The 24,741-nt window shown below is 71.3% G+C and carries 23 protein-coding genes and 1 pseudogene; 12 read left to right on the top strand and 12 right to left on the bottom strand.

The features are described from left to right. Positions 1–27 precede the first annotated feature (27 nt). From AB0I89_RS06190 to AB0I89_RS06200, 3 genes are all read left to right on the top strand, one after another. Positions 28–978 carry a hypothetical protein gene (locus AB0I89_RS06190; protein ID WP_357121023.1) on the top strand — a complete coding sequence of 317 codons (951 nt, stop codon included), beginning with the start codon at positions 28–30 and terminating at the stop codon, positions 976–978. Positions 979–1,044: 66 nt separating this feature from the next. Then, positions 1,045–1,869, top strand: coding sequence for an AraC family transcriptional regulator (locus tag AB0I89_RS06195; protein ID WP_357121026.1), 825 nt, complete (start codon positions 1,045–1,047; stop codon positions 1,867–1,869). A gap of 89 nt (positions 1,870–1,958) precedes the next feature. Next, positions 1,959–2,390 carry a DUF2000 domain-containing protein gene (locus AB0I89_RS06200; protein ID WP_357121029.1) on the top strand — a complete coding sequence of 144 codons (432 nt, stop codon included), beginning with the start codon at positions 1,959–1,961 and terminating at the stop codon, positions 2,388–2,390. Positions 2,391–2,419: 29 nt separating this feature from the next. On the opposite strand, the gene AB0I89_RS06205 is transcribed toward AB0I89_RS06200, so the two are convergent. The 3 genes from AB0I89_RS06205 to AB0I89_RS06215 form a co-directional block, all read right to left on the bottom strand. Beyond that, on the bottom strand, positions 2,420–2,902 hold the full coding sequence (locus tag AB0I89_RS06205) for a hypothetical protein (RefSeq protein ID WP_357121032.1): 483 nt from the start codon (positions 2,900–2,902) through the stop codon (positions 2,420–2,422). Positions 2,903–3,392: 490 nt separating this feature from the next. Beyond that, a complete protein-coding gene (locus AB0I89_RS06210) occupies positions 3,393–3,962 on the bottom strand; it encodes an AAA family ATPase (protein WP_357121035.1) in 570 nt (189 codons plus the stop codon). Between the two features lie 163 nt (positions 3,963–4,125). Beyond that, on the bottom strand, positions 4,126–4,992 hold the full coding sequence (locus tag AB0I89_RS06215; protein WP_357121038.1) for an NAD(P)H-binding protein: 867 nt from the start codon (positions 4,990–4,992) through the stop codon (positions 4,126–4,128). Between AB0I89_RS06215 and AB0I89_RS06220 the strand changes: the two genes are divergently transcribed. Continuing rightward, complete coding sequence (locus AB0I89_RS06220; RefSeq protein WP_357121042.1) at positions 4,982–5,956, top strand: LysR substrate-binding domain-containing protein; 975 nt, start codon at positions 4,982–4,984, stop codon at positions 5,954–5,956. The genes AB0I89_RS06215 and AB0I89_RS06220 overlap by 11 nt on opposite strands. A gap of 32 nt (positions 5,957–5,988) precedes the next feature. On the opposite strand, the gene AB0I89_RS06225 is transcribed toward AB0I89_RS06220, so the two are convergent. Next, positions 5,989–7,836: a glycoside hydrolase family 15 protein gene (locus AB0I89_RS06225; protein WP_357121045.1), complete on the bottom strand. Its 1,848-nt coding sequence runs from the start codon at positions 7,834–7,836 to the stop codon at positions 5,989–5,991. A gap of 160 nt (positions 7,837–7,996) precedes the next feature. On the opposite strand from AB0I89_RS06225, the gene AB0I89_RS06230 reads away from it, so the two are divergent. Further along, complete coding sequence (locus AB0I89_RS06230) at positions 7,997–9,232, top strand: low temperature requirement protein A (protein ID WP_357121048.1); 1,236 nt, start codon at positions 7,997–7,999, stop codon at positions 9,230–9,232. 86 nt (positions 9,233–9,318) lie between these two features. Here AB0I89_RS06230 and AB0I89_RS06235 read toward each other — a convergent pair whose 3' ends face one another. The 7 genes from AB0I89_RS06235 to AB0I89_RS06265 all read right to left on the bottom strand — a co-directional run bounded on the left by AB0I89_RS06235 (position 9,319) and on the right by AB0I89_RS06265 (position 16,044). After that, on the bottom strand, positions 9,319–9,885 hold the full coding sequence (locus tag AB0I89_RS06235) for a hypothetical protein (RefSeq protein ID WP_357121051.1): 567 nt from the start codon (positions 9,883–9,885) through the stop codon (positions 9,319–9,321). 109 nt (positions 9,886–9,994) lie between these two features. Next, on the bottom strand, positions 9,995–10,837 hold the full coding sequence (locus AB0I89_RS06240; protein ID WP_357121054.1) for an oxygenase MpaB family protein: 843 nt from the start codon (positions 10,835–10,837) through the stop codon (positions 9,995–9,997). Next, entirely contained in the window at positions 10,834–12,051 is a 1,218-nt protein-coding gene (locus tag AB0I89_RS06245; RefSeq protein ID WP_357121057.1) for an MAB_1171c family putative transporter, read from the bottom strand. Before AB0I89_RS06245 ends, AB0I89_RS06240 begins: the two co-directional genes overlap by 4 nt. A 7-nt stretch (positions 12,052–12,058) precedes the next feature. Next, on the bottom strand, positions 12,059–12,529 hold the full coding sequence (locus AB0I89_RS06250; RefSeq protein ID WP_357122154.1) for a hypothetical protein: 471 nt from the start codon (positions 12,527–12,529) through the stop codon (positions 12,059–12,061). A 111-nt stretch (positions 12,530–12,640) separates the two neighbouring features. Beyond that, positions 12,641–13,150 (bottom strand): hypothetical protein, encoded by a 510-nt coding sequence (locus AB0I89_RS06255; RefSeq protein ID WP_357121060.1) that lies wholly within the window; start codon positions 13,148–13,150, stop codon positions 12,641–12,643. 276 nt (positions 13,151–13,426) lie between these two features. Continuing rightward, positions 13,427–14,476 carry an SMP-30/gluconolactonase/LRE family protein gene (locus tag AB0I89_RS06260; RefSeq protein ID WP_357121063.1) on the bottom strand — a complete coding sequence of 350 codons (1,050 nt, stop codon included), beginning with the start codon at positions 14,474–14,476 and terminating at the stop codon, positions 13,427–13,429. An 89-nt stretch (positions 14,477–14,565) separates the two neighbouring features. Then, positions 14,566–16,044: a family 43 glycosylhydrolase gene (locus tag AB0I89_RS06265; RefSeq protein WP_357121066.1), complete on the bottom strand. Its 1,479-nt coding sequence runs from the start codon at positions 16,042–16,044 to the stop codon at positions 14,566–14,568. A 323-nt stretch (positions 16,045–16,367) separates the two neighbouring features. Between AB0I89_RS06265 and AB0I89_RS06270 the strand changes: the two genes are divergently transcribed. Continuing rightward, a complete protein-coding gene (locus AB0I89_RS06270; RefSeq protein WP_357121069.1) occupies positions 16,368–17,084 on the top strand; it encodes an alpha/beta hydrolase in 717 nt (238 codons plus the stop codon). Positions 17,085–17,142: 58 nt separating this feature from the next. Then, positions 17,143–17,685, top strand: a complete 543-nt coding sequence (locus AB0I89_RS06275) for a GNAT family N-acetyltransferase (protein WP_357121072.1) — start codon at positions 17,143–17,145, stop codon at positions 17,683–17,685. On the opposite strand, the gene AB0I89_RS06280 is transcribed toward AB0I89_RS06275, so the two are convergent. Continuing rightward, entirely contained in the window at positions 17,601–18,947 is a 1,347-nt protein-coding gene (locus AB0I89_RS06280; RefSeq protein ID WP_357121075.1) for a PLP-dependent aminotransferase family protein, read from the bottom strand. The genes AB0I89_RS06275 and AB0I89_RS06280 overlap by 85 nt on opposite strands. A 412-nt stretch (positions 18,948–19,359) precedes the next feature. Between AB0I89_RS06280 and AB0I89_RS06285 the strand changes: the two genes are divergently transcribed. The 5 genes and pseudogenes from AB0I89_RS06285 (at position 19,360) to AB0I89_RS06305 (ending at position 24,740) form a co-directional block, all read left to right on the top strand. After that, positions 19,360–20,823: an anthranilate synthase component I family protein gene (locus AB0I89_RS06285; RefSeq protein ID WP_357121078.1), complete on the top strand. Its 1,464-nt coding sequence runs from the start codon at positions 19,360–19,362 to the stop codon at positions 20,821–20,823. Next, positions 20,820–21,383 (top strand): annotated as a pseudogene (locus tag AB0I89_RS06290) (aminodeoxychorismate/anthranilate synthase component II); the annotation flags it as partial. The gene AB0I89_RS06285 and the pseudogene AB0I89_RS06290, both read left to right, overlap by 4 nt. A 125-nt stretch (positions 21,384–21,508) precedes the next feature. Next, positions 21,509–22,297 (top strand): phenylalanine--tRNA ligase beta subunit-related protein, encoded by a 789-nt coding sequence (locus tag AB0I89_RS06295; RefSeq protein WP_357121081.1) that lies wholly within the window; start codon positions 21,509–21,511, stop codon positions 22,295–22,297. After that, positions 22,294–23,529 (top strand): ATP-grasp domain-containing protein, encoded by a 1,236-nt coding sequence (locus AB0I89_RS06300; protein ID WP_357121084.1) that lies wholly within the window; start codon positions 22,294–22,296, stop codon positions 23,527–23,529. Before AB0I89_RS06295 ends, AB0I89_RS06300 begins: the two co-directional genes overlap by 4 nt. Next, positions 23,520–24,740 carry an MFS transporter gene (locus AB0I89_RS06305; RefSeq protein WP_357121088.1) on the top strand — a complete coding sequence of 407 codons (1,221 nt, stop codon included), beginning with the start codon at positions 23,520–23,522 and terminating at the stop codon, positions 24,738–24,740. The genes AB0I89_RS06300 and AB0I89_RS06305 overlap by 10 nt, the downstream gene beginning before the upstream one ends. Position 24,741 lies beyond the last annotated feature (1 nt).

Here is a 24,741-nt window from a genome sequence, read left to right on the forward strand (position 1 = left end):
CCGGCGCGCCCTGACTAGCATGCCCTCGTGATCGAAGAATTGATCAGGAGCGCTGCCGCCGAGGACGACGACGCCATCGAGAAGCTGTGCGTGATCGCCGACGCCGACCCGCAGAGCCTGACCCCGTACCTGGGCGCCCTGCTCGATGCCGACGTGCTGTGGCCCGCGAGGGTGTACCGGGCGGCGGACGACGACGTGGTACGCCGGATCATCGAGCGGATCGACGGCGGGCGCACGCCGGACCGGCTCAACCATCTGCTCGTCATCCTCGCGCACACCGCGCACCCGCTCGCCGAGAGCGCCATGCGTCGCTGGTCGACGCGACCGCCGGCCGGCGCGGACGAGCTGCACGTCAGCGTCCTGAGCTACGCGCTCGAGGGCGGCTGGACGGTCGACGTGGACGGCGGCCGCCGGGATCTCTGCGGGACCACCGCGTACCAGTGGGTCATGCGCGACGCACCGCGACGTGCGGACGGTCCCACCTGCCCGTGGTGTGCGTCGCCACGGTGGATCGCCGCGGACCTCGACACGGCGGAGCCCGCTGTCCGGGACGCGATGGCGCACACCGGCTGGTCCGGCCGGCTGGTGATCGAGACCTGCCAGTTCTGCGCCTGCTACGCCACCCTGTACAGCCAGGTCACCTCGGCCGGCGACAGCACCTGGTGGACCGGCAACACCCGCCCGAGCTACCTCGGTGATGCTCAACCGGAGGACCCGCCGGCGCTGGCGCCGGTTCTGGGCCCGGCGAGGTCGACCCCCTACCAGGCGAGCGCGTGGGACCAGGGCGGCTCGACGCTGGGCGGGCGGCCCGACTGGATCCAGGACGCCGAGCACGCGGACTGCCCCGGGTGCGGTCAACCGATGGACTACCTGGGCCTGGTCGGCGGCGCGGACCTGGACGAGTACGGCGAGGGCGCCTACTACCTGCACCTGCACCAGCCCTGTGGGTTCGCCGCGGTGAACTACCAACAGAGCTGATCGCCGTACCGGCGGAATGAGACGTTCAAGGTGGAGATTCCCGGCCGGGGCGGGAAGGATGCTCTCGTGTCACCGGACGTGCAACCCGCCACGGAGGTGCAGGCGTGGCGGCCGAAACTGTCGGGCGTCACCGAGGTGCTACACGCCCATTTCACCGATCATGCCTATCCGATGCACGCTCACGACACCTGGACGCTCCTCATCGTCGACGAGGGCGCGGTGCGCTACGACCTGCACCGGCACGAGCGCTACGCCTTCGGTGAGCTGGTAACCCTCCTGCCTCCGCACGTTCCGCACAACGGTCGCTCGGCCAGTCCGGAGGGTTTTCGGAAACGGGTGATCTACCTTGACGCGAGCAGCCACCTGTCGGCCGACCTCGCCGGTCGATCGGTCGGCATCTCCAGCTTCCCCGATCCCTGGCTGCGCGACGCCATCTCGGCATTGCACGGCGCTCTTCTGCAACCCGGGGACGAATTGCGGGCCGAGACGCTGCTGACTCTGCTCACCGACAGTGTGCGCGCCCGCCTGGGGGAGCGGATCGTCATGCCGGACGCCGATCCCACGGCGGCCTACCTGCTTCGCGACCTGATCGAGCAGCACATTGCCGACGGGGTCTCGCTGTACGAGGCCGGTCGGCTGCTGCACTTCGACCCCTCGTACCTGGTTCGGGCGTTCAGCCGCGAGTTCGGCATGTCGCCGCACCGCTACCTGACCTCCCGGCGGGTCGACGAGGCGCGACGCCTGATTCTGGACGGGCACCCCCTGGACCGGGTCGCCACGAGCAGCGGCTTCTACGATCAGCCGCATCTGGCCCGCCACTTCAAGCGGATCCTCGGCGTCAGCCCGGGGGTCTTCGCTCGCACGGCTGGGCTCGCCGCGGCGTCGACGTAGCTGCCGGGAAGTGCCGTCCTTGCCCGTGCCGAGGAGTCACGTCAACTTCGTACAAGACCCCTGAGATGCCCAGGCCACATGATCGAGCCATGCAGCCTGAACCAGCGCCCGTGCGCTTCGACACCAAGATTGCCGTGCTACTCCGCGACGACGTGCTGCCCTGGCAGCGCCTGAACATCACGGCGTTCCTGGTCAGTGGAGTGGGCACGGTGGTGCCCGAGGTGATCGGCGAGCCGTACGAGGACGCGGACGGCGCGCAGTACCTGCCCATGTTCCGCCAGCCCGTCCTGGTCTTCCAGGGCGACCGGGATGTGTTGCGGTTGGCGCACCAGCGGGCCCTGAGCCGCGACCTGCCCATGTCGGTGTTCACGGCCGAGTTGTTCGGCACGGCCCACGACCGGGACAACCGGTCCGCCGTGCGGGCGGTACCCACCGAGAAGCTCGACCTCGTCGGGCTGGCGGTCTACGGTCCGCGCAACGCGGTGGACAGGGTGTTGAAAGGCGCCGACATGCACCCCTGACCGGTGGTCGCCGGTGAAGGGGTCAGGCACTAGATCATGCGACGCCGTACCCGCCACACCACCACACCGATCAGGACCCCCGCGACCGCGACGAACAGCGCGGCCTCGATGAGCTGGAACGTCCAGAACCGGTCCGCCGGGTGGTAGACCCCGAACTGCTGGATGCCCCGCGCGTGCAGGAACTGGTTGAGGTTGGTGCCGGCCTGGTTGGCGGCGTCCTCCAGCTCGTGGTACTCGGTCGAGCTCAGCCTGCGCCCGGTGGCGTCCGCGTAGCCGCGCTCGACCACCCAGTCGGCGAACCCGGGCGCGGCCCGTTGCCCCGCCTTCGAACCGCCGACGGGGACCGGCGTCATGGTGGTGAGCGGGGTGGCGTACGCGGGACGGGCCAACAGCGCCACCGTCATCCGGGCGGCGAGGAACGCCCCGAGCGCGACGCCGAACGCGGGCAGGCTGCGGCGCAGGATCGCCCCGGCGGCGGTGGCGACGCCGAACGCGAACAGCGCGTACGCCACCGGAACAAGCCCTTCCAGGTCGAAGGCGTCCTACTGGAACCGCCCTTCCCACGCGTCGAACGGCTGACGGAACCAGGTGAGCAGCCGTGAACATCCCGGTGAGCGTGACGGTGACGCCGGCCAGCGCCACGAGTTTGGCCGCCAGCCAGCGCATCCGCGGCACGGCCTGCGTCCAGGCGAGCTGCCAGGTGCCGTCCTCCAGCTCACGCGCGAGCAGCGGCGCGCCGAGGAACGCGCCGATGACGACGGGGACCAGGTAGAAGGCCGCCAGGAGGTTCTCGACGTAGCCGTACCCCTCGTCGAGCCGGCGGAAGGACGCCGCGCAGGCCTCGTTGACACCGGCGTCTCTCGCACACCGGGCGGGACCGCCGGGGAACAGGTCGTGGGCCTGCGTTCCGAGCACGAGCAGGGCGATGCCGAACAGACCGACGAGCAGACCCAGGACGCAGACCTCGGACCGGACCGGTGCCGGTCCGATGGAAGTACGGCCTCAGTTCCAGGATCTTCCAGCCCGGGTCCACGCCTCCTGGTCCACCGGCCGAGGACCCTGTTGCAGCCACGTGATGATGCGCTGGGCGTGTTCCTCGGGGGTCTCGGCGGATGACTCCAGGCGGAGGGCCTCGTCGAAGTACGGGAACGCATCGGCCCGCTCGCGAACGAGCGCTTCGTCGAGATCCGTGGCCTGATGACGGTCCCGGAATCGGCTCACGGCCTCGTCGGGCGTCACGAAGAACTCGACGACCCAGAGCGATGCGGAGGAGCCGGCCAACGTTTTGCGGAGACTGGCACGCTGGTCACGCCGAGCATAGGTGCACTCGAGGACGACCGTCTCTCCCTGATCCACGAACATGCGGGCGAGGAGATGCGCGGCGTCGTAGGCGCGCAGGCGATCGTCACGATTTCGATCGGATCCCGGAAACAGGAGGTCGAAGAGGGTGTCGACCTGCAGGTGGATCCGACCGCGACCCGGCCAGGACCGCCCGGCGGCCAGGACCGCCCCGGCCGTGGTCTTGCCCGAGCACGGAGGGCCCGAGAGCAGGACGATCCCGTTGCTGGTCATTCCGCTCGCGTTTCATGATCGTGGAGGACGCGTCCCCAGTTCCGAACGGACACGGTCTCGAAGCGCCCGAAAGTGTATCCACCCGGATCTGCCGCAGTTTGGTCGCCAGCCCTCGTCCAACGATCAATCATCGTGAGCAAGGGAACCGGGCCGCCGGTGCCGGTCAGCCGACGGCCGGGGCGAGCACCGATTCGCACCAGTGGCGGAACGTCGTGCCGACGCCTTCCTCGCGGGCGGGTGGGTAGACACCCGCCGTCTGCGCCTCGGCCATCTCGATCATGGCGTCGACGACGGCCGGGCTCGCTCCGGACGACGCGTACCGGGCGCGATAGTCGGCGAGGGTGGCCTGCTGGTAGGTGACCGGCCGGCCGAGGGTCTCGGAGATGATCTGCGCCATCTCGCGCGGGGTGTGGTCAACGGGTTCGCGCACGGGTACGTCCTGGTGGCCCGTCCAGGTGGTGTCGGCGAGCAGGCCGGTGGCCGTGCGGGCGATGTCGGCGGTGGCTACCGCCGCGAGCGGCGCGTCGGGGTCGGCGGTGAGCACGAACATTCCCTGGCCGCTGATCAGGTCGACCTGGTGCAGCAGGTTCTCCATGAAGAACGCCGCCTGTAGCGAACGGTAGGCGGCGCCGCTGGACTCCAGCGTGTCGTCCATCGCCCAGGCCGCCGAGAGCAGTCCGGCCGGGCCGTCGAATCCGCGGCCGAGCGAGGAGACGGCCACGACGCGGGGTACGGCGTGCGCACGTACCGCCTCCGCGATGGGGCGCGCGAAGCCGAGGTAGTGCTCGGTGACGTCCGGGGCGCCGAAGTTCGGTGGTACGAGCACGAAGAGCGCCGTGGCGTCGGTCAGCGCGGTCGTGAGCACGGCGGGGTCGGCGTGGGAGCCGACGATCACGTCGGCGTGCTCGCGAAGGGGCTCGGGCAGGCGGGAGGGGTCGCGGGCGATCAGGCGCAGCGGTGCGCCGGCGGCGCGCAGGGACTCGGCGACAGCGGCGCCGATCGTGCCCGTGGGAGTCGTGATGACGATCATGGCTCCCATCGTCGCGCGGGTGCTCGCGGGCGAGAAGGACCAGTTCGGGCGGCATTATTATCCTCAGGGTATGAATCCCGTGGAGTCCCGGCCGCTGCGTTACTTCGTGGCCGTCGCCGAGGAGCTCAACTTCAGCCGGGCCGCCGAGCGGCTCGGCATCGCCGCGCCGGCCCTGTCGCGCGCGATCTCCGGGCTCGAGGCGGACCTCGGCGTCCGTCTGCTCGACCGCACCACCCGAAGCGTCGCGCTCACCGACGTGGGCGCGGTGCTTCTCGCCGACGCGCGGGCAGCGCTCGTCGCGCTCGACGCCGCCACCCGACGCTCCCGGCGAGCCGCGGGTGTGCCCGGCGGCAAGCTGGTGGTCGCGGTGAAGGCCGACGTCGAGGGCGGCCTGCTCGAGGACGTGCTCGCGGCGTACCAGGCGGAGCACGCCGCCGTGCCGATCGAGGTCATGTTCACCGGCTGGCGCGAGCAGCCGGCCCTGCTGCGTGCGGGCGAGGCCGACGTAGCGATCGTCATCGAGCCGTTCGATGCCGATGGTCTGGACGTCGAGCCGCTGCTGTGTGAGCCGCAGGTGCTGGCGCTACCGGCCGGGCATCCGCTCGCCGGACGGCCCCGGCTGCGGATGGCCGACATCGAGACCGGGCATCAACGGACTGTTTCCGGCGCCCACGTCTACGTACGACGCGGCGAGCAACCGCCACCGTTCGGGGACATGGTGCAGATGCTGCGTCAGATCGAACTCGGGCGGATGCTCGCCCTGCTCCCGGTCTCGCTCGCCGAGCGCAACGCCAGGCCGCAGCTCACCTGGCGGCCCGTCGACGACGCGCCGGAGGCCGCCTTCTCGGTGGCGTGGTCGCAGAACTCGCACTCGCTCGCGGTCGCCGCGTTCGTCCGGGTGGCCACCGCGATCTCGGCCAGCCGCCGGACCAGCCGGCTGCCGGACGCCGCGGAGACCGCCTGAGCACCCGTCCGGTCAACCACCGTGACGCGGCGCTAGCGGCGGCGACGGGCGTCGGCCTCGGCGTCGAGCAGGCTGTTGAGGGTCAGCGCCGTGTTGATCAGCGACAGGTGGCTGAAGGCCTGTGGGTAGTTGCCGATCTGCTCACCGGTCGCGGCGATCTCCTCGGCGTAGAGGCCGAGGTGGTTGCTGAAGGTGAACATCTTCTCGAACGTGAGTCGGGCGTCGTCGAGGCGGCCGGACCGGGCCAGCGCCTCGACGTACCAGAAGGTGCACATGTTGAAGGTGCCCTCGTGGCCGGGCAGTCCGTCGGGGGAGTGGACCGGGTCGTACCGGTGGACGAGGCTGTCGGAGACGAGTTCGCGTTCGATCGCGTCCAGGGTGGACAGCCACAGCGGGTCGCTCGGCGTGACGAACCCGACCGCCGGCATGGCCAGCAGCGCGGCATCGAGCACGTTCTCGTCGTACGCCTGCACGAAACTGCCGCGTTCCGGGTGGTACCCGCGGGCCATGACCTGGTTGTAGATGCGGTTGCGCTGTTCGGTCCAGCAGGTCAGGTCGCCGGGGCGGCCGGTGCGGTTGGCCAGGCGGATGGCCCGGTCCAGCGCCACCCAGGACATCACCCGCCCGAACGTGTAGTTACGGGGGTGGTGCCGGCTCTCCCAGATGCCGGCGTCGCGCTGGTCCCAGTTGTGACAGAGCCAGTCGACGAGCCGGACGGTGCTCTTCCACACCTGGTGTGAGACGCGGATGCCCTGCTCGTCGGCGAGGTGCATGGCGTAGAGCGCCTCGCCGTGGATGTCGAGCTGGAGTTGGTCGGCGGCGCCGTTGCCGATGCGCACCGGCCGGGAGCCGCGGTAGCCCTCCAGGTGGTCGAGCACCTCCTCGTGCAGGTCGGAGGAGCCGTCCACCCGGTACATGATCTTCAGTGGGTCCTGGTGCTCGCTGGCCGTGCGGATGCGCTCGTCCAGCCAGTCCATGTAGCGGCTGACCTCCTCGGTGAAGCCGAGGCCGAGCAGCGCGTGCACCGAGAACGACGTGTCGCGTACCCAGGTGTAGCGGTAGTCCCAGTTGCGGCTGCCGCCGACCAGCTCGGGCAGCGCGGCGGTGGGCGCGGCGATCATCGCGCCGGTCGGCGCGTACGTCATGAGTTTCAGCGTGATGGCGGAGCGCTCGACCATCTCCCGCCAGCGGCCGGTGTAGCTGGAGCGTTCCAGCCAGCGACGCCAGTAGTCCCGGGTCCACTCGAACATGCCCTGGATCTCCTCCGGCGGAAAGATCCGTGGTTCGGTGCCGCCCGTCTCCAGGACCACGCCGCCGGTGTCGCCCTCGTTCAGGGTGCCGTACGCGACGAGGTCGCCGCCCTCGAGGTGGACGTCGCCGTGTTCGGAGATCAGCCGCCGTACCGGGTCGACCGGGTTGAACGTCAGCGTCGCCGACCGGCTGCGAAAGACGTAGCCGTTGTGGTGGCGCTCGATCTGGTGCTCCTGGCGGGCGTAGTCGAACCGTGGCCGGCACTCCACCCGGAAGCGCATGCTGCCGCGGACCATGGTGACGATCCGGACCAGGCGGTGCGCGTCGGTGACCCGCTCGCCGGTGACCGGCATGAAGTCCATCACCTCGGCCACCCCGTCGACGCTGATGAAGCGGGTGATCAGGATGGGGGTGCCGGGCAGGTAGAGCTGCTTGGTGACGTACCGGACGTCGTCCGGCGCGATCCGGAAGTAGCCGCCCTTGTCCTTGTCGAGCAGTGCGGCGAAGATGCTCGGCGAGTCGAAGCGCGGCGCGCAGAACCAGTCGACGGTGCCGTCGCAGGTGACGAGCGCGGCGGTCTGCAGGTCACCAATGAGTCCGTGATCTTCGATCGCCGGATAGCTGTCCACGTCTCTCCCCGGTTCGGCCGCGTCCTGCGCATCGAACCTAAGGGGGGTATGTGCCGAGTTACGCGGAAATGACGGTCAACCACCCTGTCGCGTACCCCCGACGGCACATCCCTCTCGGCGGGCCGCTCGTTGGTGCGACGAGGGCGGACGGAGGGGGACGATGTCGGGGAAACGGGGTGCGGACCTCCTGCGTCCTCCGGACAGCGCTGGCCGCGCCACGTTCCTGGAGCTCTTCTTCGACCTCGCCTTCGTGGTGGCGCTCACGCGGGTCTCGCAGCGCTTCGTCGAGCTGGACGGCGACGCGGGGTGGGAGCTCGTCAACGGGCTCGTTCGTACCCTGCTGCTGTTCCTGGCGCTCTGGCTGGTCTGGTCGCACACCACCTGGATCACCAGCCGCTACGAGCCGGAGATCGCGATCATCCAGGCCGTCGTGGTCGGCACCATGTTCGCCGGCCTGGTCATGGCGGTCACGCTGCCCCGGGCGATGGAGGAGCGGGCGTTCCCGTTCGCGGTCGCGTACCTGCTGGTGATGGTGGTCCGGCCGCTGGTGATCGCGGCCGCCTTGCGGGGCCATCCGCGGCGGCTGGTCGCGTTCCGGCTCGCCGCGTGGGCTGCGTTGAGCGCGCCGATCTGGCTGATCGGCGCGCTCGGCCCGGAGCGACTGCGCCTGCCGCTGTGGGCCATCGCCGTCGGCGTCGACTACCTCGCCTGGTTCCTGGGGTGGCCGCTGCCGCGCCTGGGCTCCGCGGCGGTGGCGCACTGGCGGATCGCCGGTACGCATCTCGCCGACCGTTACCAGCAGATGTTCCTCATCGCGCTCGGCGAGTCGATCCTGGTGATCGGCGTGGTGTTCAGCGGCCAGGACTACTCCGCGGGTCGAGCGGCCGCCTTCACGATCGCGTTCGTCACCAGCGCGCTGATCTGGCGGATCTACTTCCACCGCGCCGGGCTGCTGCTGACCGAGGCGCTGGGTGGGGCGGGCCAGCCCGCTCGCCTCGGTACGGCGTCGGAGCGGACGCACCTGCTCATCGTGCTCAGCGTGCTCCTCACCTCGGTCAGCTACGAACTGGTGATCGACGACCCGTTCGGCGCGCCCCGGCCGATGTGGCTGCTGTTCGTGGTGGGCGGGCCGGCGCTCTTCCTCGTCGCGCGGTTGCGGTTGGAGTACGAGGTGTTCGCCCGGGTCTCCCGATCACGGCTGATCGGACTGGTGATCCTGCTGCTGGGCACGCCGCTGTTGATCCGGTGGCCGCCGATGGTCGGCCTGTGTGCGGTGGCCGGGGTGCTGGCCCTGGTCGCGGTCCTCGACGCACTCGGCAGCCGGCGGTCCGCGCCGCAGGTGACCACCCGGTCGGGCGGGCGGGAGACGCCCGGCGGCCGCGACTTCGAGGCGTGACGGTAAGCCTCGACCGTGCCGCGACGACGGCGCGAGGGCGAGCGCCGCGGAGGCGGGCGGTCGAGTCGACCGCCCGCCCGGTGTCGTCAGCTCAAAGTGAACGTCACGTCGTCGACGTCGAAGGCCGTGACGCCGTTGCCGGCCGTCTCGCTGCTCAGGAAACTCGCCGTCGCGGTGCGCTCGACCGCCGCCGTCCCGCTCGACATGACGTACTCCCGCCACTGCGCCCCGCCGTCGAAGGCCAGCGAGAACCTCGTCTTCGGCGGAATGCCGGTGACCGCCAGCCCGACGTTCAGGTAGTCACCGCGGGTGGTTTCCGTGGTGATGGTGCGGACCCAGAAACGAACCGTCAGGTCGCAGTTGGCCGGCACGGTGACGGTCGTGCGCAGCAGGTCGCTACGCGTCACGTCCAGGCCGGCGAAGGTGGCGTACGCGCGACCGGTGTGTGCCGGCCGGGTCTCGTCGCCGAGCACGACCATGCGCGGGCCGGCCGTCCAGCCGTTGGCGCCGCGCTCGAACGACGGGTTGGGGTGCACCTGCCCGGCGCAGGGCGCGGCGGGTGCCGGTGGTGCGTCGGATGCGTCTCGTGCGGCGGATGCGCCGCCCGTGACCAGGAGCAGCAGGGCTGCGGCGGTGGTGGCGATTGCCTTCATCGGTCCTCCTCGAATCATAGAAGGTTGCCGATATCTGACCATCCGTTACGGTGGCCGCCACGTCAAGCGGTTCCCGACCCTGGCGGCCCCGGCGCCAACCAGCCGCTGATCAGTGCGGGCCGAGCTGGCTGATCTCGTAACCCTGGGGGTAGGTCCGAGCCCTGATGCCGTCGGCGAACAGCGGCGTGGCCCGGGGCGCCCCGAACCACCGCTGCCACCGCGCGCGCGTCCGCAACGCGAGGCGCAGGCCGACCCGGACCGGCCACGGCGGTGTGTCGACCCGTGTCGCGCGCCGCAGCGGTTCGTCGTACATGGCGCTGACCAGCGCGTTCCCCAGTGGCGCGAGCGGGCGGGGGAGGCGGGCGAGCATCAGCATGCGGGTGGCCCGCTCGATGGCCGCCGCGTCCTCGTTGGGCAGCAGGTGGGCGGCGTCGTGGGCGTCGAACCAGGTCTCGAACTCCTCGAACGACCCGGGGATGTCGGTGATGCCCATCCGCCGGCCGAGCTCCCGGTAGAACAGGTAGGCGGCCTGCCGCTCGTGGCAGCAGGGCTGCCGCCAGCCGTAGGCGCGCAGCCACCGGATCGGAATCACGACGAGGCAGCCCAGGACGTAGCGGAAGTCGTCGTTGCCGATGTCGTACGGGCGATGGATCTGGTTGACCCGCCGCAGCGCGTCACGGCCCCGGGGCTGGTCGAAGCCGTTGAGGACCATCTCGTACATCAGCAGGCCGGTGTCGTCGATGCGCTTCTGGGTGCGGTCGGTCAGCTCGCCGGTGGTGGCGTGCACGGCGGCGATGGCCGGGACCGAGAAGGACCTGTTGAACGCCAGGTTGAGGCCCAGCTTCAGGTCCCAGGGGAACTCGTGGCGCAGCATCGTCTGGTAGATGTCCAGGTAGTCGCGCTGCGGGTCCAGCGTGCGGATCCGCCTCAGGTTGTCGTACCGGCCCCTCATCGGCGCGCGTCTCCTGCCGTCGGTCGCGGGGCGGCCGCGGCGAGCGTCCGGGCCACCACGGGTGATCGGGCGTAGGCGTCGGTGACGAGCGTCAGCCACGCCACCTCGCCGGCATAGCCACCGTCCGGGCGGTGCAGCTCGTCGGCGGGCTGCGGGGCCGCGGCCACCAGCCCGGCCCGATGCCGCCGCAGCGCGCAGGCCAGGTGCGCGGCCTCGATCGCCGCCTGCCGCTCGGTGGCGCCGAGGCCGGCCCCGGCGGCGAACCGCTCGGCCAGCGCCGTCACCCCCACCTCGGTGTACGGGCGCAGCGCCAGGCGGCCGTCGCGGATCTCGGCGACCCGACGGGTGAGCGCGTAGTCGGTGTCGCGCAGGGCCGCGAACCGGCGGCGCAGGGTGGGGTCGAGTTCCAGCTCGGGAAGGGCCGCGACGAGGTCCCGCCAGAGCGGTTCGAGTCGCCGGTAGGAGTGGAAATCCTCCCACCGTTGGCCGATCTTGAGGGTGGGTCCCCATGCCGGCATGGTGAGGCCGATCGTGATGAGCAACGCGCCGATGGTCACCAGCACCGCCGCGATCTGCCGCTCGCCGGTCGGCCGGTAGCCGGCCCAGTAGGCGACGAGGTAGACGATCTTGTTGGTGCTGTAGAGCAGCGCGACGGCGGCGCCCACGGCCGTGATGCGCAGGCCGCGGCGCAGCCAGGGGCGTCCGCAGATCTTCGCGAAACCCCAGCACAGCCGGGTGATGTCGAAGCAGTAGGCGAAGAAGCCGAGCAGCAGGAAGATCAGCAGGTAGGCGGTGACGACCGGGTCGGTCGCGTACTCGACGGTCAGGCGCACCGGCTCGTCGTAGGTGAGGGTGACGGCGAACAGGCCGAACATGACGAGGAACGCGCAGGCGGTGACCCAGACCCAGCGGCGGGCCCGGACGGCGGCCGTCGCCGGGGGCAGCGCGAAGTGCAGCAGCATGATCTCGGCGTTGGCCGAGATGGTCAGGGCGCCGGCGTGCGCCATCACCTTGGCGAGGTTGGGCAGGCCCGACACCTCGTCGATCGCGCTCGCGACGGGCGGGATGGCGACCGTGATCCCGGCGGCGAACGCACCGAGGCCCGCGCAGATCGCGCGGCGGGCCCGGCTCGGATGCCGGCGCTGCAACCGCACCATGTACACGAACGCGACCCAACCGGAGGCCGCGCACACGGTGTAGAGGACGGTGTCCATTCCCGCGCTACCAGTGGGGGTGTTCGAGGGAGTGCCGCAGCCGGCCGTACAACTCGGCGTCCGGCCCGTCGACAGGTGCCTCGTCCGCGTCACCGCGCCCGCTGCGGACCCGCCGCAGCAGCAGCGAGCCGATCATCTCGGCTTCGCGCTCCTCGGCCGCGGCATAGTTGCTGCGGCCGAGACTGCGCCGCACGAGTTGCGGGTCGAGGTCGGGCAGCAGCAGCCGGGACGCGTCCGCGTCCAGCACCTCGGTCGCCTGGTGCCCGGCGAGCAGGTGACCCAGCTCGTGGCCGATGATCAGCAGTTGGTGCAGTGGCGAGGTGTCCTGCTCGTAGAAGATCGCGTCGAAGTCGTTCGTCGGCACGCACATCCCGCACACCGTCTGTGCCGGCAGCGCGATCGGTACCAGGTGAATGGGCCGGCCGCGCCGCTCACCGAGGACGTCGCACAGCCTCCGGACGTCGAAGGGGTCCGGCATCTCCAGCTCGGCGACGATGCGTTCGCAGCGTCGGCGTAGGCGATGCAACCTCACGTCGGTGTTCCCCCACTCTTCGGTGTGCTCCCACCGCAGGATCTGCACGGCCACCCGCTACCGACGATCGTCGGACGCGGTCGTGCCGGTGCCCTCTGCCACGGCCCGTAGCCGGGCCACCATCTGTTCGACGAGCCGCGTGTCGGTCGCGGAGAGGCCGTTGTCGGCGAGCACCTGCCGCAGCGCCACCCGTTTGACGTCCATCCGCCGCAGCTCGCTGAGCAACGTGATCTGGTCCTGGATTCGTCGTGCCGCCGCGTCGTCCACGAAGTAGCCCGAGTTGACACCGAAGGCGGCGGCCAGGGCGCGTACGTGCGAGGTACGGGGATCGCTCGCCACGCCACGACGCAGCTCGCCGATGTAGGCGGCGCTGATCGTCACGCCCGTCTCGGCCGCCGCTTCGTTGATCTTGTCAGCGATCTCCCGATTGGTGTACCTGCGCCCGGGCTCGTCGGAGTCGCCGAGCTCGTCAGGCGTGGGACGGATCTTGTCGAACAGATACTCCAGCCGTGCTGCCAACGTGTCGAGGGGCGGCAACTCCCGCTCCGTGCGCCGAACGTCCACCATGCTCTTCACCCTCCGGCGACCTGAACGACAGTGTCGCAGATGCGCCCCGCCGCGAAACAGACGTTGACAGGCACACGGAACGTGAGCGTAAGCTCGCTCCTGTTCGGAGCAACACCCGTTGAGCGTGAACCCGTTGTGCTCAACGCCTGTTGCGCGACGGGCCCGATCAGGGCCGTCCGGGCCGAACCTGGGGGGAAGCGGGGAGGAATCCGCTCCGCGAGGAGCACAACGGGGGATTCCTCCCACGGCCCGCCCAGGTCGTGCCGGTCCTTCTCGTCAGTACGGGTAGCCCGGAACGTTGAGCCGGACGCTGTACAGGCCGGAGTCGTTCCGTGGACCCGAGGTGATGAACAGGGTCTGCCGGTCGGAGCCACCGAAGGCGACGTTGGTCGTGCCGGTGAAGCCGGGCCGGATCGTGCCCAACTGGACGCCCGCGGGGGAGTAGACGTGGACGAGGGAGTCCCCGCCGGAGGTCCAGTACACGTTGCCGGCGCAGTCGATCGTGCCGCCGTCCGGGCCGCCGATGTAGTTCACGAAGACGCTCCGCGCGCCGGTGCTGCCATCGGGCTGGACGGCGTACTTGTAGATCTTGTTCTCGGAGTAGGCACCCACGTACAGCGTGCTTCCGTCCGGTGAGAGCGAGATGCCGTTGGGCTGACGCAGTTGGTCGTCCACCAGCGACACCTGCCCGTTGACGACGCGGAAGACGCTGGTACGCCCGTTCATCTGGTCCGGGCGGTTGCCGCGCTGGAAGTTGGGGTCGGTGAAGTAGGTGACGCCGTCCGAGCGAACCGCGACGTCGTTGGGCGAGTTGAACGCCCGACCCTGGTAGTTCGCCGCGACGGTGCTGCGGGCCCGGTCACTCAGCCGATACGCGGACACGTTGCGCTGGTCGTGGGTGGCCGCCACGAGCTGCTGGCCGTCGGCGCTGAGCGCGATGCCGTTGCTGCCGGCGTTCGAGATGAACGTGTCGAACGTCGACGGCGGCGTGAACCTGCGGATCGTGGACGGCTGCACGTTGTACGGCCCGGTGCCGGCGGCCATGTCGGAGAAGAGCAGGTAGCCGCCGTCGGCGACCCAGACGGGCCCTTCGAGGAACGAGAACCCGCCCTGGATCCGCGGCGCCGTCACCGAACTGGCCGGCAGTGGTGAGCCGTAGCTGGCCCCCGTCGGGCAGGCGCCGGGCGGCGTGCCGGGCGGGCCGGCGAGCCTGACGTACGCGTCGGCCTGGGCGGTCGCCGATCCTCGGGCGGCGGCGGGAACGGGTGCCGCGCTGACCGCGAGGCAGAGCCCGGCCAGGATGGCGATGGTGGGACGCCGGTTCATCGGGTGCTCCAATCGGCGTCGACGGGTCGCGCGGACCGGCCGACGGTGTCGAGGGCGCGTGCGGGCGCGGTGCGGCCCGCCCGCCGGGGCTATTCCAGGTGGAAGGTGGCGGAGCTTCGCTCGGCGCTCGTACCGACCGCCTCCAGGTAGAGCAGACCGTCGCGGTGCCGCACGAAGCGGCCCGGGTAGTTCTGTGACTCCAGGGAGATGCCGGCGCTGTCGGCCAGGCCGGGCCGGCGTTGGAAACTCGCGTCGCTGGCGAAGATCGACGACCCGTCGTTCGCTGCGATGGACAGGGCGAATCCGTAGTGGCGCAGGTAGTAGCCCGGGTAGTTGGTCGACTCCAACGACACGCTCCCGCCGCCGGCCAGGCCGTTGACGATGCGGAACTGGGAGTCGGCCAGGTTGGTCACGTTCGGCTCGACCCGTGCCCGGTAGTCGTAGTGCCGGACGTAGCTGGTCGTCAGGTCGTGCGACCGCAGCCGGACCGGGGTGGCCCCGTCGGGCACGGGGATGCCGAAGTTGGGGGTGCCGTCGGCGTTCCAGTACAGCTTCTGCAGGCGGGTCCGCCGGTTCGGGTCGTTGAGGGGGTCGCCGCTGATGTCGCGGTAGTTCCGGTCGTGGTAGACCAGGATGTCGCTCTGCCCGTCCTCGGAGACGGTGAACGAGTTGTGGCCGGGGCCGTACTGGCCGGTGGCCGCGCTGGTGGCGAAGACCGGGTTGGGGCTCTTGCTCCAGGCGGCCGCGTCGAGCAGGTTCGCGGTGGTCGAGGCGCTGAGCATCCCGAGGCAGTAGTTGGCGTCGGTGGCGCTGGCCGAGTAGGTCAGGAAGAGACGTCCGTTGCGCTGGATCACGGCCGGTCCCTCGGCGACCCGGTAGCCGCGGGTCTCCCAGGCGTACGTCGGTACGACGAGCCGGGTCACGGTGCCCGTGATCTGCCACGGGTTGGCGCCCATCCGGGCGAGGTAGACGTTCGAGTTGGTGGAGATGCCCGGCTCCTGCTGCGCCCAGGTCAGGTAGCGCACCCCGTTGGCCACGAAGGTCGAGGCGTCCAGGCTGAAGGTGTCCCAGGGTGTCGTGATCCGGCCGCGTTCGGTCCACCCTCCGGTGAGCGGGTTCGCGTTGGCGGTCTCCAGCACGTACATCCGGATGCGCCACACGTCGTCGGTCCGGCCGGCGGCGAAGTAGACGTACCAGCGGTTGTTGATGAAGTGGATCTCCGGGGCCCAGATGTGGGCGCCCATCTCTCCGCTGGTGTGCCGGCTCCAGATCGTGGTCTCCGCCGCCGTCGCCAGACCCTGCAGGGTGGTCGCGCGGCGCAGGACGATCCGGTCGTACTGCGGCACGGTCGCGGTCAGGTAGTAGTAGCCGTCGGTGTGCCGGAAGATGTGCGGATCGGCCCGCTGGTTGACCAGCGGGTTGGTGTAGTTCACGGCGGGCGCGGCCTGCGCGGGCCCCGCCACGGGCAGCCCGACCGACACGGCGAGCACCACCAGCAGCGCGGCCAGCATCGAGCGGCGGCGGGGGACGCCCGGACCGGCGGTCCTCCGGTCGAGTGGCAGCGGCATCTGTCCTCCGTGAGCTGTGGGTACCGCGCTGGTCGACGCGGCCCTCGGCGGCCGACCTGCGGCACGTCGAGGGCGCGAGCGCCCGTGTGCAGGAACGTGTGACGGGATTGTTGCGCCCAGGTAACGGCCTCAGTGTTGGCGCTAACATCGACGAGTGTCAAGGTCTTCCGGTAGTTCCCGGGCCACCGCGCAGCACCGACCACCACCCGCGACGGCGGGTGACGCGGTCGGTCGCAACGGAGGTTTCACCATCGCCTGGCGGGTACTCAGGCGCACCGGCACGGCCGGTGGAAAGCAGTGTCACGAGCGAGGGAGCGCCTGTCATGCCCGATGCGGAGCCCACCGTCGTCCTGGTGCACGGCGCGTTCGCCGAGTCGGCCAGCTGGAACGGCGTGATCGAGCGGCTGGGTGCCGCGTACAACGTCGTGGCCGCCGCCAACCCGCTGCGCAGCGTCGCGGGCGACGCCGCGTACGTGCGGGACGTGGCACGGGGGATCGGCGGGCCCGTCGTGCTCGTCGGCCACTCGTACGGCGGCATGGTGATCACGCAGGCCGCGGCGGGCGACACGTCGGTGCGGGCTCTCGTGTACGTCAACGCGTTCGCGCCGGACACCGGCGAGTCGGCGTTGTCGCTGTCGGGAAAGTTCCCCGGCAGCACGCTCGCCGACACGCTGGTGCAGTACCCGGTGTCGACCGGCGGCAACGAGGTGGCGATCGGCCAGGACGCGTACCACGCCCAGTTCTGCGCCGACGCGTCGGACGACCTCGCCGCGCTGATGGCCCGCACCCAGCGGCCCATCACCGAGCAGGCCCTGGGCGACGGGCTCACCGGCGAACCCGCCTGGCGGTCCCTGCCGAGCTGGTTCGTGTTCGGCGACGCCGACAAGAACATCCCGGTCGCCGTACACCGGTTCATGGCCGAGCGGGCCGCCCCGCGCGGCCAACGCGAGGTGGCGGGCGGTTCGCACGCGATGGCGGCGGCCCCGCAGGCCGCGAGCGAGATCGCCGAGACGATCATCGAGGCGGTCCGGGCCACCTGACCGCGTACGCCGACGGCTCGACGCGAGAGCCGGAACGCGCCCGCGTAGCCTTGCGGTCGTGCGGGACTGGGCGCTGCGGCCGGCGCTGACGGCGGACGTCGAGGCGGTGGCCGAGTTGCGGTCCGTGGTGCTGCGGCCGGATCTGGAACGGCTCGGGCGGTACGACGCGCAGCGGGTCCGGCAACGACTGCGGGACGGGTTCTCGCCGGCACACACCTGGCTGATCGAGGTAGACGGCGCGTTCGCCGGGTGCGTGTCCCTGCGGCCGGGCGAGGACGCCCATTGGCTGGAGCACTTCTACCTGACGCCGCCCACGCAGGGCGTCGGCATCGGCGCCGCCGTGCTGCGCTCGCTGCTCGAGCGGTGCGACCGCGACGGCGTCCGCGTCCGGTTGAACGTGCTGCGCGGCAGCGCGGCCCGGCGGCTGTACGAGCGGCACGGATTCACGCTCGAAACCGAGGATCCGATCGACGTGTTCATGGTGCGCGAGCCGAACCGGGCCGGCCGGCCGACTGATCAACCGCGACCGGTCGTCTCCCGGTACGCCGCGCCCAGAGCGGTCAGGCCGCGTCCCAACTCCGGGCCGCGTACCCCGGCGTAGCCGAGCACCAGCGCCGGCGGGCGGTCGTCCGGCCGTAGGGCGTAGAAGCGGCCACCGCGGACCAGCACCGAGCGACGCCGGGCCGCGTGGACCACGGCCTCCTCCGCGTACCTGGCCGGCAGCAGCAGGTACGCCTGGAGTCCGCCGTTCGCGCCGAGCAGGGTGACGTCGGGCAGGTGCCCGGCGACGAAGTCGCGGACCGCCTGACGGCGCTTCTGCACGTCCGCGCCGAGTCGGCGCAGGTGTCGGTCGAAGGCGCCGGTGTCGATCAACCGGGCGAAGGCGAGCTGTTCCAGGCCGGAGCAGCCGATGTCCCAGCTGGCCCGGATCCGCTCGACCGCCGCGGTCAGGTCGGCGGGGATGGCCAGCCAGCCGAGGCGCAGCGCCGGCGTGAGGACCTTGCTGGCGCTGCCGGCGTAGACCACCCGGTCGGGCGCGAGGCTCTGCACCGCCGGCAGCCGGTGCGCCGGGGCGACGAGGGCGGCGTCGAAGTCGTCCTCGATGACGTAGCCGTCGACTTTCTTCGCCCAGGCCACGAGCTGTGCCCGGCGTCGTGCGGTGAGCGTGACCCCGGTCGGGAACTGGCTGGCCGGGGTGATCAGCACGGCACGGACGCCGCTCGCGTCCAGCGCGTCCACCCGGATGCCGTCGGAGTCCACCGGGATGCCCACCGGACGCAGGCCGGCCTCGGCGACGAACTCCCACTCGCCCGGGTGCCCCGGATCCTCCACCCCGAGCGTGTCGTGGCCACGGTCGCGCAGCACGCGGCAGAGCAGCGCGAGCCCCTGCGCGAAGCCGGACGTGACCATGAGGCGCTCCGGCCGGGTCCGTACCCCACGCACCCGGCCCAGGTAGCCGGCGAGGGTGTGCCGTACGACCGGCAGCCCGGACGGCGGGGCGTAGCCCAGCTCGCGACGGCCGGCCGAGGTGACCACCGCGCTGACCGCCCGGATCCAGTCCTGGCGGGGGAACGTCGAGTCGTGCGGGCTGCCGGTGCGCAGGTCGCAGACCGCCGGGGCGGGCGGGTGGTCGTCCGGGGTGAGCGCCGAGGCGACGTCGGCGCGGGCCGCCGCCGCCACCGAGGTGCCCGAGCCGTGCTGGGAGACGAGGTACCCCTCGGCGCAGAGTTGTCCGTACGCCTCGACGACCACACTGCGGGACACGCCGAGGTCGGCGGCGAGCTGCCGGCTCGACGGCACCCGGGTGCCGGGGCGCAGCGCGCCCTCCTCGATCTGCGTACGGAATGCGTTACGGAGCTGCACTGCCAGCGTTCCACGCGATTGCCCGTCTATTGACAGGCTTAGATTAAGGGACAAGTGGTCCGCTCCGAGATCGTCGAAGTGGTATGGACAGCGTGATCCGTGCCTGTGGAAAGTGTTGGTCGGGTGCACAACCGCCCGGTGGCCGGCGAATCAGGGCGTATGTTCCGAGCGTGTCCAATGTGGACGCCCCGCCGCCGGCGCCGGGGTGGTCGTGCGAAGTCCTTTCGCCTGGGGGAAGGGTCCGACCTGCCGCGTCGTCGGCGGGACCAGCGCCAACGGTGGTGCGGAATCGGGCTGTTCAGAGGGGGTTCCGCAAGTGTCCCTATTGTCAACCGAACCCGCCGCGTGGTCGATCCGAGCACATTCGTCGACCGATACACGTACCGCATTTATGGACTCAATTCCGGTGGAAGTGACATCTGTCACACTGCCGTCGATCGATCCGTTGTCGCTCTACACGGCACTCGCCGACAGTCTTTCCCACGACGACCTGTATCTGTTCGAAAGCCTGGACGGTCCTGTTCGGGACCGATATGCCGCAGCCGTCGGTTGGGGTCTCCTCGCCGAGGTGCGACTCATCGCCGACCGCCTCGAGCTGGCCGCCGACGGTCCGCTGGGTGACGCCCTGGCCGCCGTGTTCACCGCCGTCCTGGGCGAACCGGGCCGGCGGGCCACCACGGCGCGAGTCTGGCCCGTCGCCGGACCGACCGAGGTGTGGGCCGCCGTCCGGGCGGCACAGCGCGCGTTCGCCGTGCGCACGACCGTCCCCACCGACACCTTCGCCTTCGGATTCCTCACCACCCTGGCGTACGAGGCCGCGCGGGACATGGACGAACTCGGTACCGAGCGGGTGGTCGACGACGTTCCCCGCTGCACGCTCGCGCTGTTCCGGCACACCGTCTGGTGGGATCTACGCGCCGGCACGGTCCGGCGGCTCGACGCCAGCGGGCCGCACCTGCCCCCGGACGACGCCGCCCGTCTGCCCGAGCTGCCCGTGCGACCGACCGCCCAGCACCCGCACGTGCCGGCCGCCCCGCCACCGCGTCTGGTCCGGGACACCGTCGACGAGGAGACGTTCGCCGCCCGGGTGAAGCAGTGCCTGCGGCACATCGAGGTCGGGGACAGCTACCAGATCCAGATCGGCCACCGGATCGACGTGGAGACGACGCTGACACCGTTAGAGGTCTACCGGCGACTGCGTCACCGCAACCCGTCGCCGTACATGTACCTCACCCCGTGGGCCGGCCGGACCGTCATCGGGGCCAGCCCGGAGCTGTTCCTGCGCATCGAGGACGGCCGCCTCTCGATGCGTCCGATCGCCGGAACGGCCCGCCGCGCCGCCGACCCCGAAGCCGACCGACGGCGGGTGGTCGAGCTGGCGACGAGCGAGAAGGAACGGGCCGAGCACGTCATGCTCGTCGACCTGTGCCGCAACGACATCGGCCGGGTCTGCGTGCCGGGGACGCTCAGCGTCGACAGCATGTTCGACGTCGAGCCGTTCGCGTACGTGCACCACCTGGTCTCGACCGTCTCGGGCCAGCTCGCCGACGACGCCGACGTGTGGGCGGCGATCTGCGCGACCTTCCCGGCCGGCACCATGACCGGCGCCCCGAAGCTGCGGGCCATGGAGATCATCGACGGTCTGGAGGACGAGCCCCGGGGCGTCTACGCCGGCGCGGTCGGGCTGGTCGACGTCCGTGGCTACGCGGTGCTCGCCCTCTGCATCCGGACCGCCGTGCACGACGGCCGGCACTACCGGACCCAGGCCTCGGCCGGGGTCGTGGCCGACTCCACCCCGGGCGACGAGTGGCGCGAGACGCTGGCCAAGATGAACGCCACCTACTGGGCCCTGACCGGTAGGGAGCTGCTGTCGTGAAGGTCCTGCTCGTCGACGCGTACGACAGCTTCACCCACATCATCGACCAGTACCTGCGGACGCTCGGCGCACAGACCGTGGTGGTCCGCTCCCGAGCGGCGACCAACGACCAGCTCGTGGCCCTGCGGCCCGACGCGGTAGTGCTGGGCCCCGGGCCGGGCCACCCCGCCGAGTCCGGGCACGTGGAGCTGGTGCACGCCTTCGCCGGTCGGGTCCCGCTGCTCGGGGTCTGCCTCGGCCACCAGGCGATCGGCCTCGCCTACGGCGGGACGATCGCGGTCGCCCGGCACCTGATGCACGGCAAGACCAGCGTGGTCACCCACGACGGCCAGGGCGTCTTCGAGGGCACGCCCGCGCCGCTCACCGTCACCCGCTACCACTCGCTGATCGTCGCGGACCCGGTGCCCCCGGCCCTGCGGGTGACCGCGCGGTCGTCCGACGACGGCTACGTGATGGGGGTACGACACCACACGCTCGCGGTGCAGGGGGTGCAGTTCCACCCGGAGAGCGTGCTCACCGAGGCCGGCCTGCGGCTGTTCGACAACTTCCTGCGCCAGGCGTCGACGACCGCGCAACGGCCACCCGGATTGGCCTCACCGGATCACCCCGGATTGGCCACAAGCGGTGGTCGTCCCGCTGCGTACGGTCGGGCGGACAATCGGACCCCACTCTCACGAGGATCACGATGACCCAGCTCAGCGACGGTGCGGCCACTCTCACCGTCCGCATCGACGACCGGGTGCTGACCGCGGTGCCGGACTACGTGCTCGGCGTGCTCGCCGTGGCGCTGGTCGAGGTCGTGCCGGCCCCTCCCGCCGTGTCGGCGTTGCTCACCGCCGCGGAGGACGCGCTGCACGGCGCCGGCCTGGACAAGGCCGGCGTGGCCGACCTGCCGGGCATCGCGGCCTGGCGCGAGGCGTACCGGGCGGTGGGGGTGAACCCGAACCGGTTCCCCTGCGCCGCCGAATCGATCACCCGCCGGGTGGCCAAGGGCGACCGGCTGCCCCGGATCAACGCCCTGGTCGACCTCTGCAACGCCGTCTCGCTCGGCGCGGCGCTGCCGGTGGCGTCGTGCGCGGTCGACGGCCTCACCGACCTCGTGGTGCGGCCGGCCGACGGCACCGAGACGTACCTGCCGCTGGGCGTTCCCGACGCGCCCGAGCGTCCCGAGCCGGGTGAGGTCGTCTACGCCGACGCCGACGGGCGGGCCCACTCGCGGCGCTGGAACTGGCGGCAGGGCCACCTGGTCCGCACCGACCTGGGCCCGCACGCGTTGCTGCTCACCGTCGAGTCGGCCCACCCCGGCGGACGGGCGGAGGTGGTTGACGCGTTGGCCCGCCTCGGCGGCGTCCTCGCCGGGATGTCCGCCGGCCCACGGCAGGAGGCGGTGCTCGACCGCGACGCGACGAGCGCCGTCCTGGGTACCGCGGGACCGCTGAGCCCGGCGGGCAGCAACGGTCGGAGCCGTCCGTGAACGGCGCGATCCTGGTGATCTACCGCCCGGCGGCCGGGCGGTACGCCGCCCAGTTCCGCGCCGTGGTCGCCGCCGCCGCCGAGCGGGGCGTGGCGACCGTCGCGCTGCTGCCGACCGGGCAGCCGTCCGCCGACACCGCCGGTCTGCCCTGCTACCACGCCGACCTCGACGACCGCGAGGCCGTCCGTTCGATCGTCGCGACGATCGTCGCCGAGCACCCGGTGCGGCGCGTCTTCCCGCTCTTCGAGGGCGACGTGCTGACCGCCGCGCACTGCCGACGGGACCACGGCATCGACGGGCTCGACCCGGAGGGGGCGCTGACCTTCCGCGACAAGAACGTCATGCACCGCCGCGCCACCGAGCTCGGTGTGCCGGTGGCCCGCTCCTGCCGCCCCGAGACGGTCGGGGCGGTCGCCGAGTTCGCCGCCGAGGTCGGTTGGCCGGTGGTCGTCAAGCCGTACGCCGGCTGGGCCTGCGGCGACACGCACCGGGTGGACTCCGTCGAGGACCTGGCCCGGGTGTGGCCGTTGATCGCCGACGACCGGCACGACTACCGGGTGGAGGAGTACGTCCGGGGTGCGGAATACCACGTCGACTCGCTGCTGCGCGACGGCGAGGTGGTCTTCGAGCAGCTCTCCCGCTACACGTACTCCGTCCTGGAGTTCCGCGACGAGCCCGGCGGCACGGTCTCCCGCAAACACGACCTGACCGACGCCGAGCGGCGCATCCTGGCCGCCAGCGCCACCGTGCTGCGTGGCTTCGGGATGCGGACCGGCGTGGCGCACGTCGAGTTCTTCCTCCGCGACGACGGCGAGGTGATCCTCGGCGAGGCGGCGGCCCGGGCCGGTGGCGGCTCGATCGTCCCCGCCATCGAGGCCGGGCGGGGGATCAACCTGGCCGGGGAGTGGTGCCGCCTAGAACTGGACCCGGAGCACGTGCCGACGACCACGCTCGGGCCGGAGATCGGCACCGAGTACCTGTGCTCCGACCGGTACGGGCGGATCACCGCGATCACCTCGGCGGCGCAGTTGCGGGCGCTCGACGCGGTACGCGACGCGGACGTGTGGAAGCGCGTCGGTGACGTGCTCGCCGCGCCGACCGCCTCGAACGACGTGCTCGGCTGGTACGTCTGCGAAGGGCGGGACTTCGACGCCGTCCGCGCCCGCTTCAAGGTCATCCGCGACTCGTTCGAGGTGCGCACCGAACCGGTGGGGGAGCCGTCATGTGGCTGAGCCGGTTCCGGGCCCTGCCCCGCCCGCTGCGGATGCTGGTCTACGCGTCCTTCATCAACCGGGCCGGCATGTTCGTCTTTCCCCTGCTCGCGGTCTACCTGGTGCAGAGCCGGCAGCTCAGCACCGGCGAGGCGGGCGTGCTGATCTCCGCGGGCAGCACCGGCCTGCTCGCCGGCAGCCTGCTCAGCGGGCCGGTCTGCGCCCGCGCCGGCCGCCGCGCCGCGCTGGTGGCGAGCCTGCTGCTCAACGCGGCCGGTTACCTGGGCCTGGCCGTGGTCGACGGACCCACCTGGACGTACGCGGTGCTGCTCTTCGTCGCGCTGGTCGGCATGGGCATGTTCTCCCCGGCGGCCAACACGCTGATCGCCGACCTGACCGAGCCGGGCGAGCGGCCCTTCGCGTACACCGTCAGCTATCTCGCCAACAACCTCGGCATGGGGGTCGGCCCGCTGCTCGGCGGGTTCGCGGCGGCCCTGTCGTACGAGCTGATGTTCGCCGGGAACATCCTGCTCGGTCTGCTCGCGGCGGCCACCATCTGGCTGTTCGTACCCGCCGACACCCGCCGTGCCCCGACGACCGCGCCGGTCGTCACGACCCGCTGGGCCGGGCTGCGCCGGGATGTCGACGTGGCGCTGCTGGTGCTGGTCTCCTTCTGTTACGTCGCGCCGCTGATCGGCCTGGAATACACGCTGCCCCTCGCGGTCACCACCGTGCTGCACTCGTCGGTGGCGGTGGTCGGCGCGGTCTACACCATCAACAGCGTCGTCGTGGTCAGCGCCAGCCTGCTGATCGAAAAGCGGATCAAGGCGTACTCGACCCGGGTCCTGCTGATCGTGGCCGGCCTGCTCTGGTCGGCCGGCATGGCCGTCCTGGTGTTCGCCTTCTCGCTGCCCGCCGTGCTGCTCTCCACGGTGGTCTGGACCCTCGGGGAGATCATCGCCTCGGTGGTGGTGCCCACCTACATCGCCGACCACGTGCAGGAGCGTCGGGTCAGCAGCTTCATGGCCCTGAACGCCTTCGTGCTCAGCTCGGCCCGGTTGGTCGTGCCGATGGGTCTCGGCTTCGTCTGGCAGACCCAGGGGCACCAGCCCGTCCTCCTGATCCTCCTGCTGACCCCGGTGGTCGGTGTGGTCGCGTTCGCGGCGCTGCGAATCCGACCGGCCGTCCGGCCCGTGCCGGCGCCCGCCGAACCGGCCACCGCCAGTCCCTGAC

It is taken from the genome of Micromonospora sp. NPDC049801 (genome assembly GCF_040656575.1).
Classification (GTDB): Bacteria; Actinomycetota; Actinomycetes; order Mycobacteriales; family Micromonosporaceae; genus Micromonospora.

Coding starts and splice junctions, on each gene's coding strand:
- AB0I89_RS06200 (WP_357121029.1), top strand. CDS start 1,959: ATGCAGCCTGAACCAGCGCCCGTGCGCTTCGACACCAAGATTGCCGTG.
- AB0I89_RS06210 (WP_357121035.1), bottom strand. CDS start 3,962: ATGACCAGCAACGGGATCGTCCTGCTCTCGGGCCCTCCGTGCTCGGGC.
- AB0I89_RS06220 (WP_357121042.1), top strand. CDS start 4,982: ATGACGATCATGGCTCCCATCGTCGCGCGGGTGCTCGCGGGCGAGAAG.
- AB0I89_RS06215 (WP_357121038.1), bottom strand. CDS start 4,992: ATGATCGTCATCACGACTCCCACGGGCACGATCGGCGCCGCTGTCGCC.
- AB0I89_RS06230 (WP_357121048.1), top strand. CDS start 7,997: ATGTCGGGGAAACGGGGTGCGGACCTCCTGCGTCCTCCGGACAGCGCT.
- AB0I89_RS06235 (WP_357121051.1), bottom strand. CDS start 9,885: ATGAAGGCAATCGCCACCACCGCCGCAGCCCTGCTGCTCCTGGTCACG.
- AB0I89_RS06240 (WP_357121054.1), bottom strand. CDS start 10,837: ATGAGGGGCCGGTACGACAACCTGAGGCGGATCCGCACGCTGGACCCG.
- AB0I89_RS06245 (WP_357121057.1), bottom strand. CDS start 12,051: ATGGACACCGTCCTCTACACCGTGTGCGCGGCCTCCGGTTGGGTCGCG.
- AB0I89_RS06250 (WP_357122154.1), bottom strand. CDS start 12,529: ATGCCGGACCCCTTCGACGTCCGGAGGCTGTGCGACGTCCTCGGTGAG.
- AB0I89_RS06255 (WP_357121060.1), bottom strand. CDS start 13,150: ATGGTGGACGTTCGGCGCACGGAGCGGGAGTTGCCGCCCCTCGACACG.
- AB0I89_RS06260 (WP_357121063.1), bottom strand. CDS start 14,476: ATGAACCGGCGTCCCACCATCGCCATCCTGGCCGGGCTCTGCCTCGCG.
- AB0I89_RS06265 (WP_357121066.1), bottom strand. CDS start 16,044: ATGCCGCTGCCACTCGACCGGAGGACCGCCGGTCCGGGCGTCCCCCGC.
- AB0I89_RS06270 (WP_357121069.1), top strand. CDS start 16,368: ATGCCCGATGCGGAGCCCACCGTCGTCCTGGTGCACGGCGCGTTCGCC.
- AB0I89_RS06295 (WP_357121081.1), top strand. CDS start 21,509: ATGACCCAGCTCAGCGACGGTGCGGCCACTCTCACCGTCCGCATCGAC.
- AB0I89_RS06305 (WP_357121088.1), top strand. CDS start 23,520: ATGTGGCTGAGCCGGTTCCGGGCCCTGCCCCGCCCGCTGCGGATGCTG.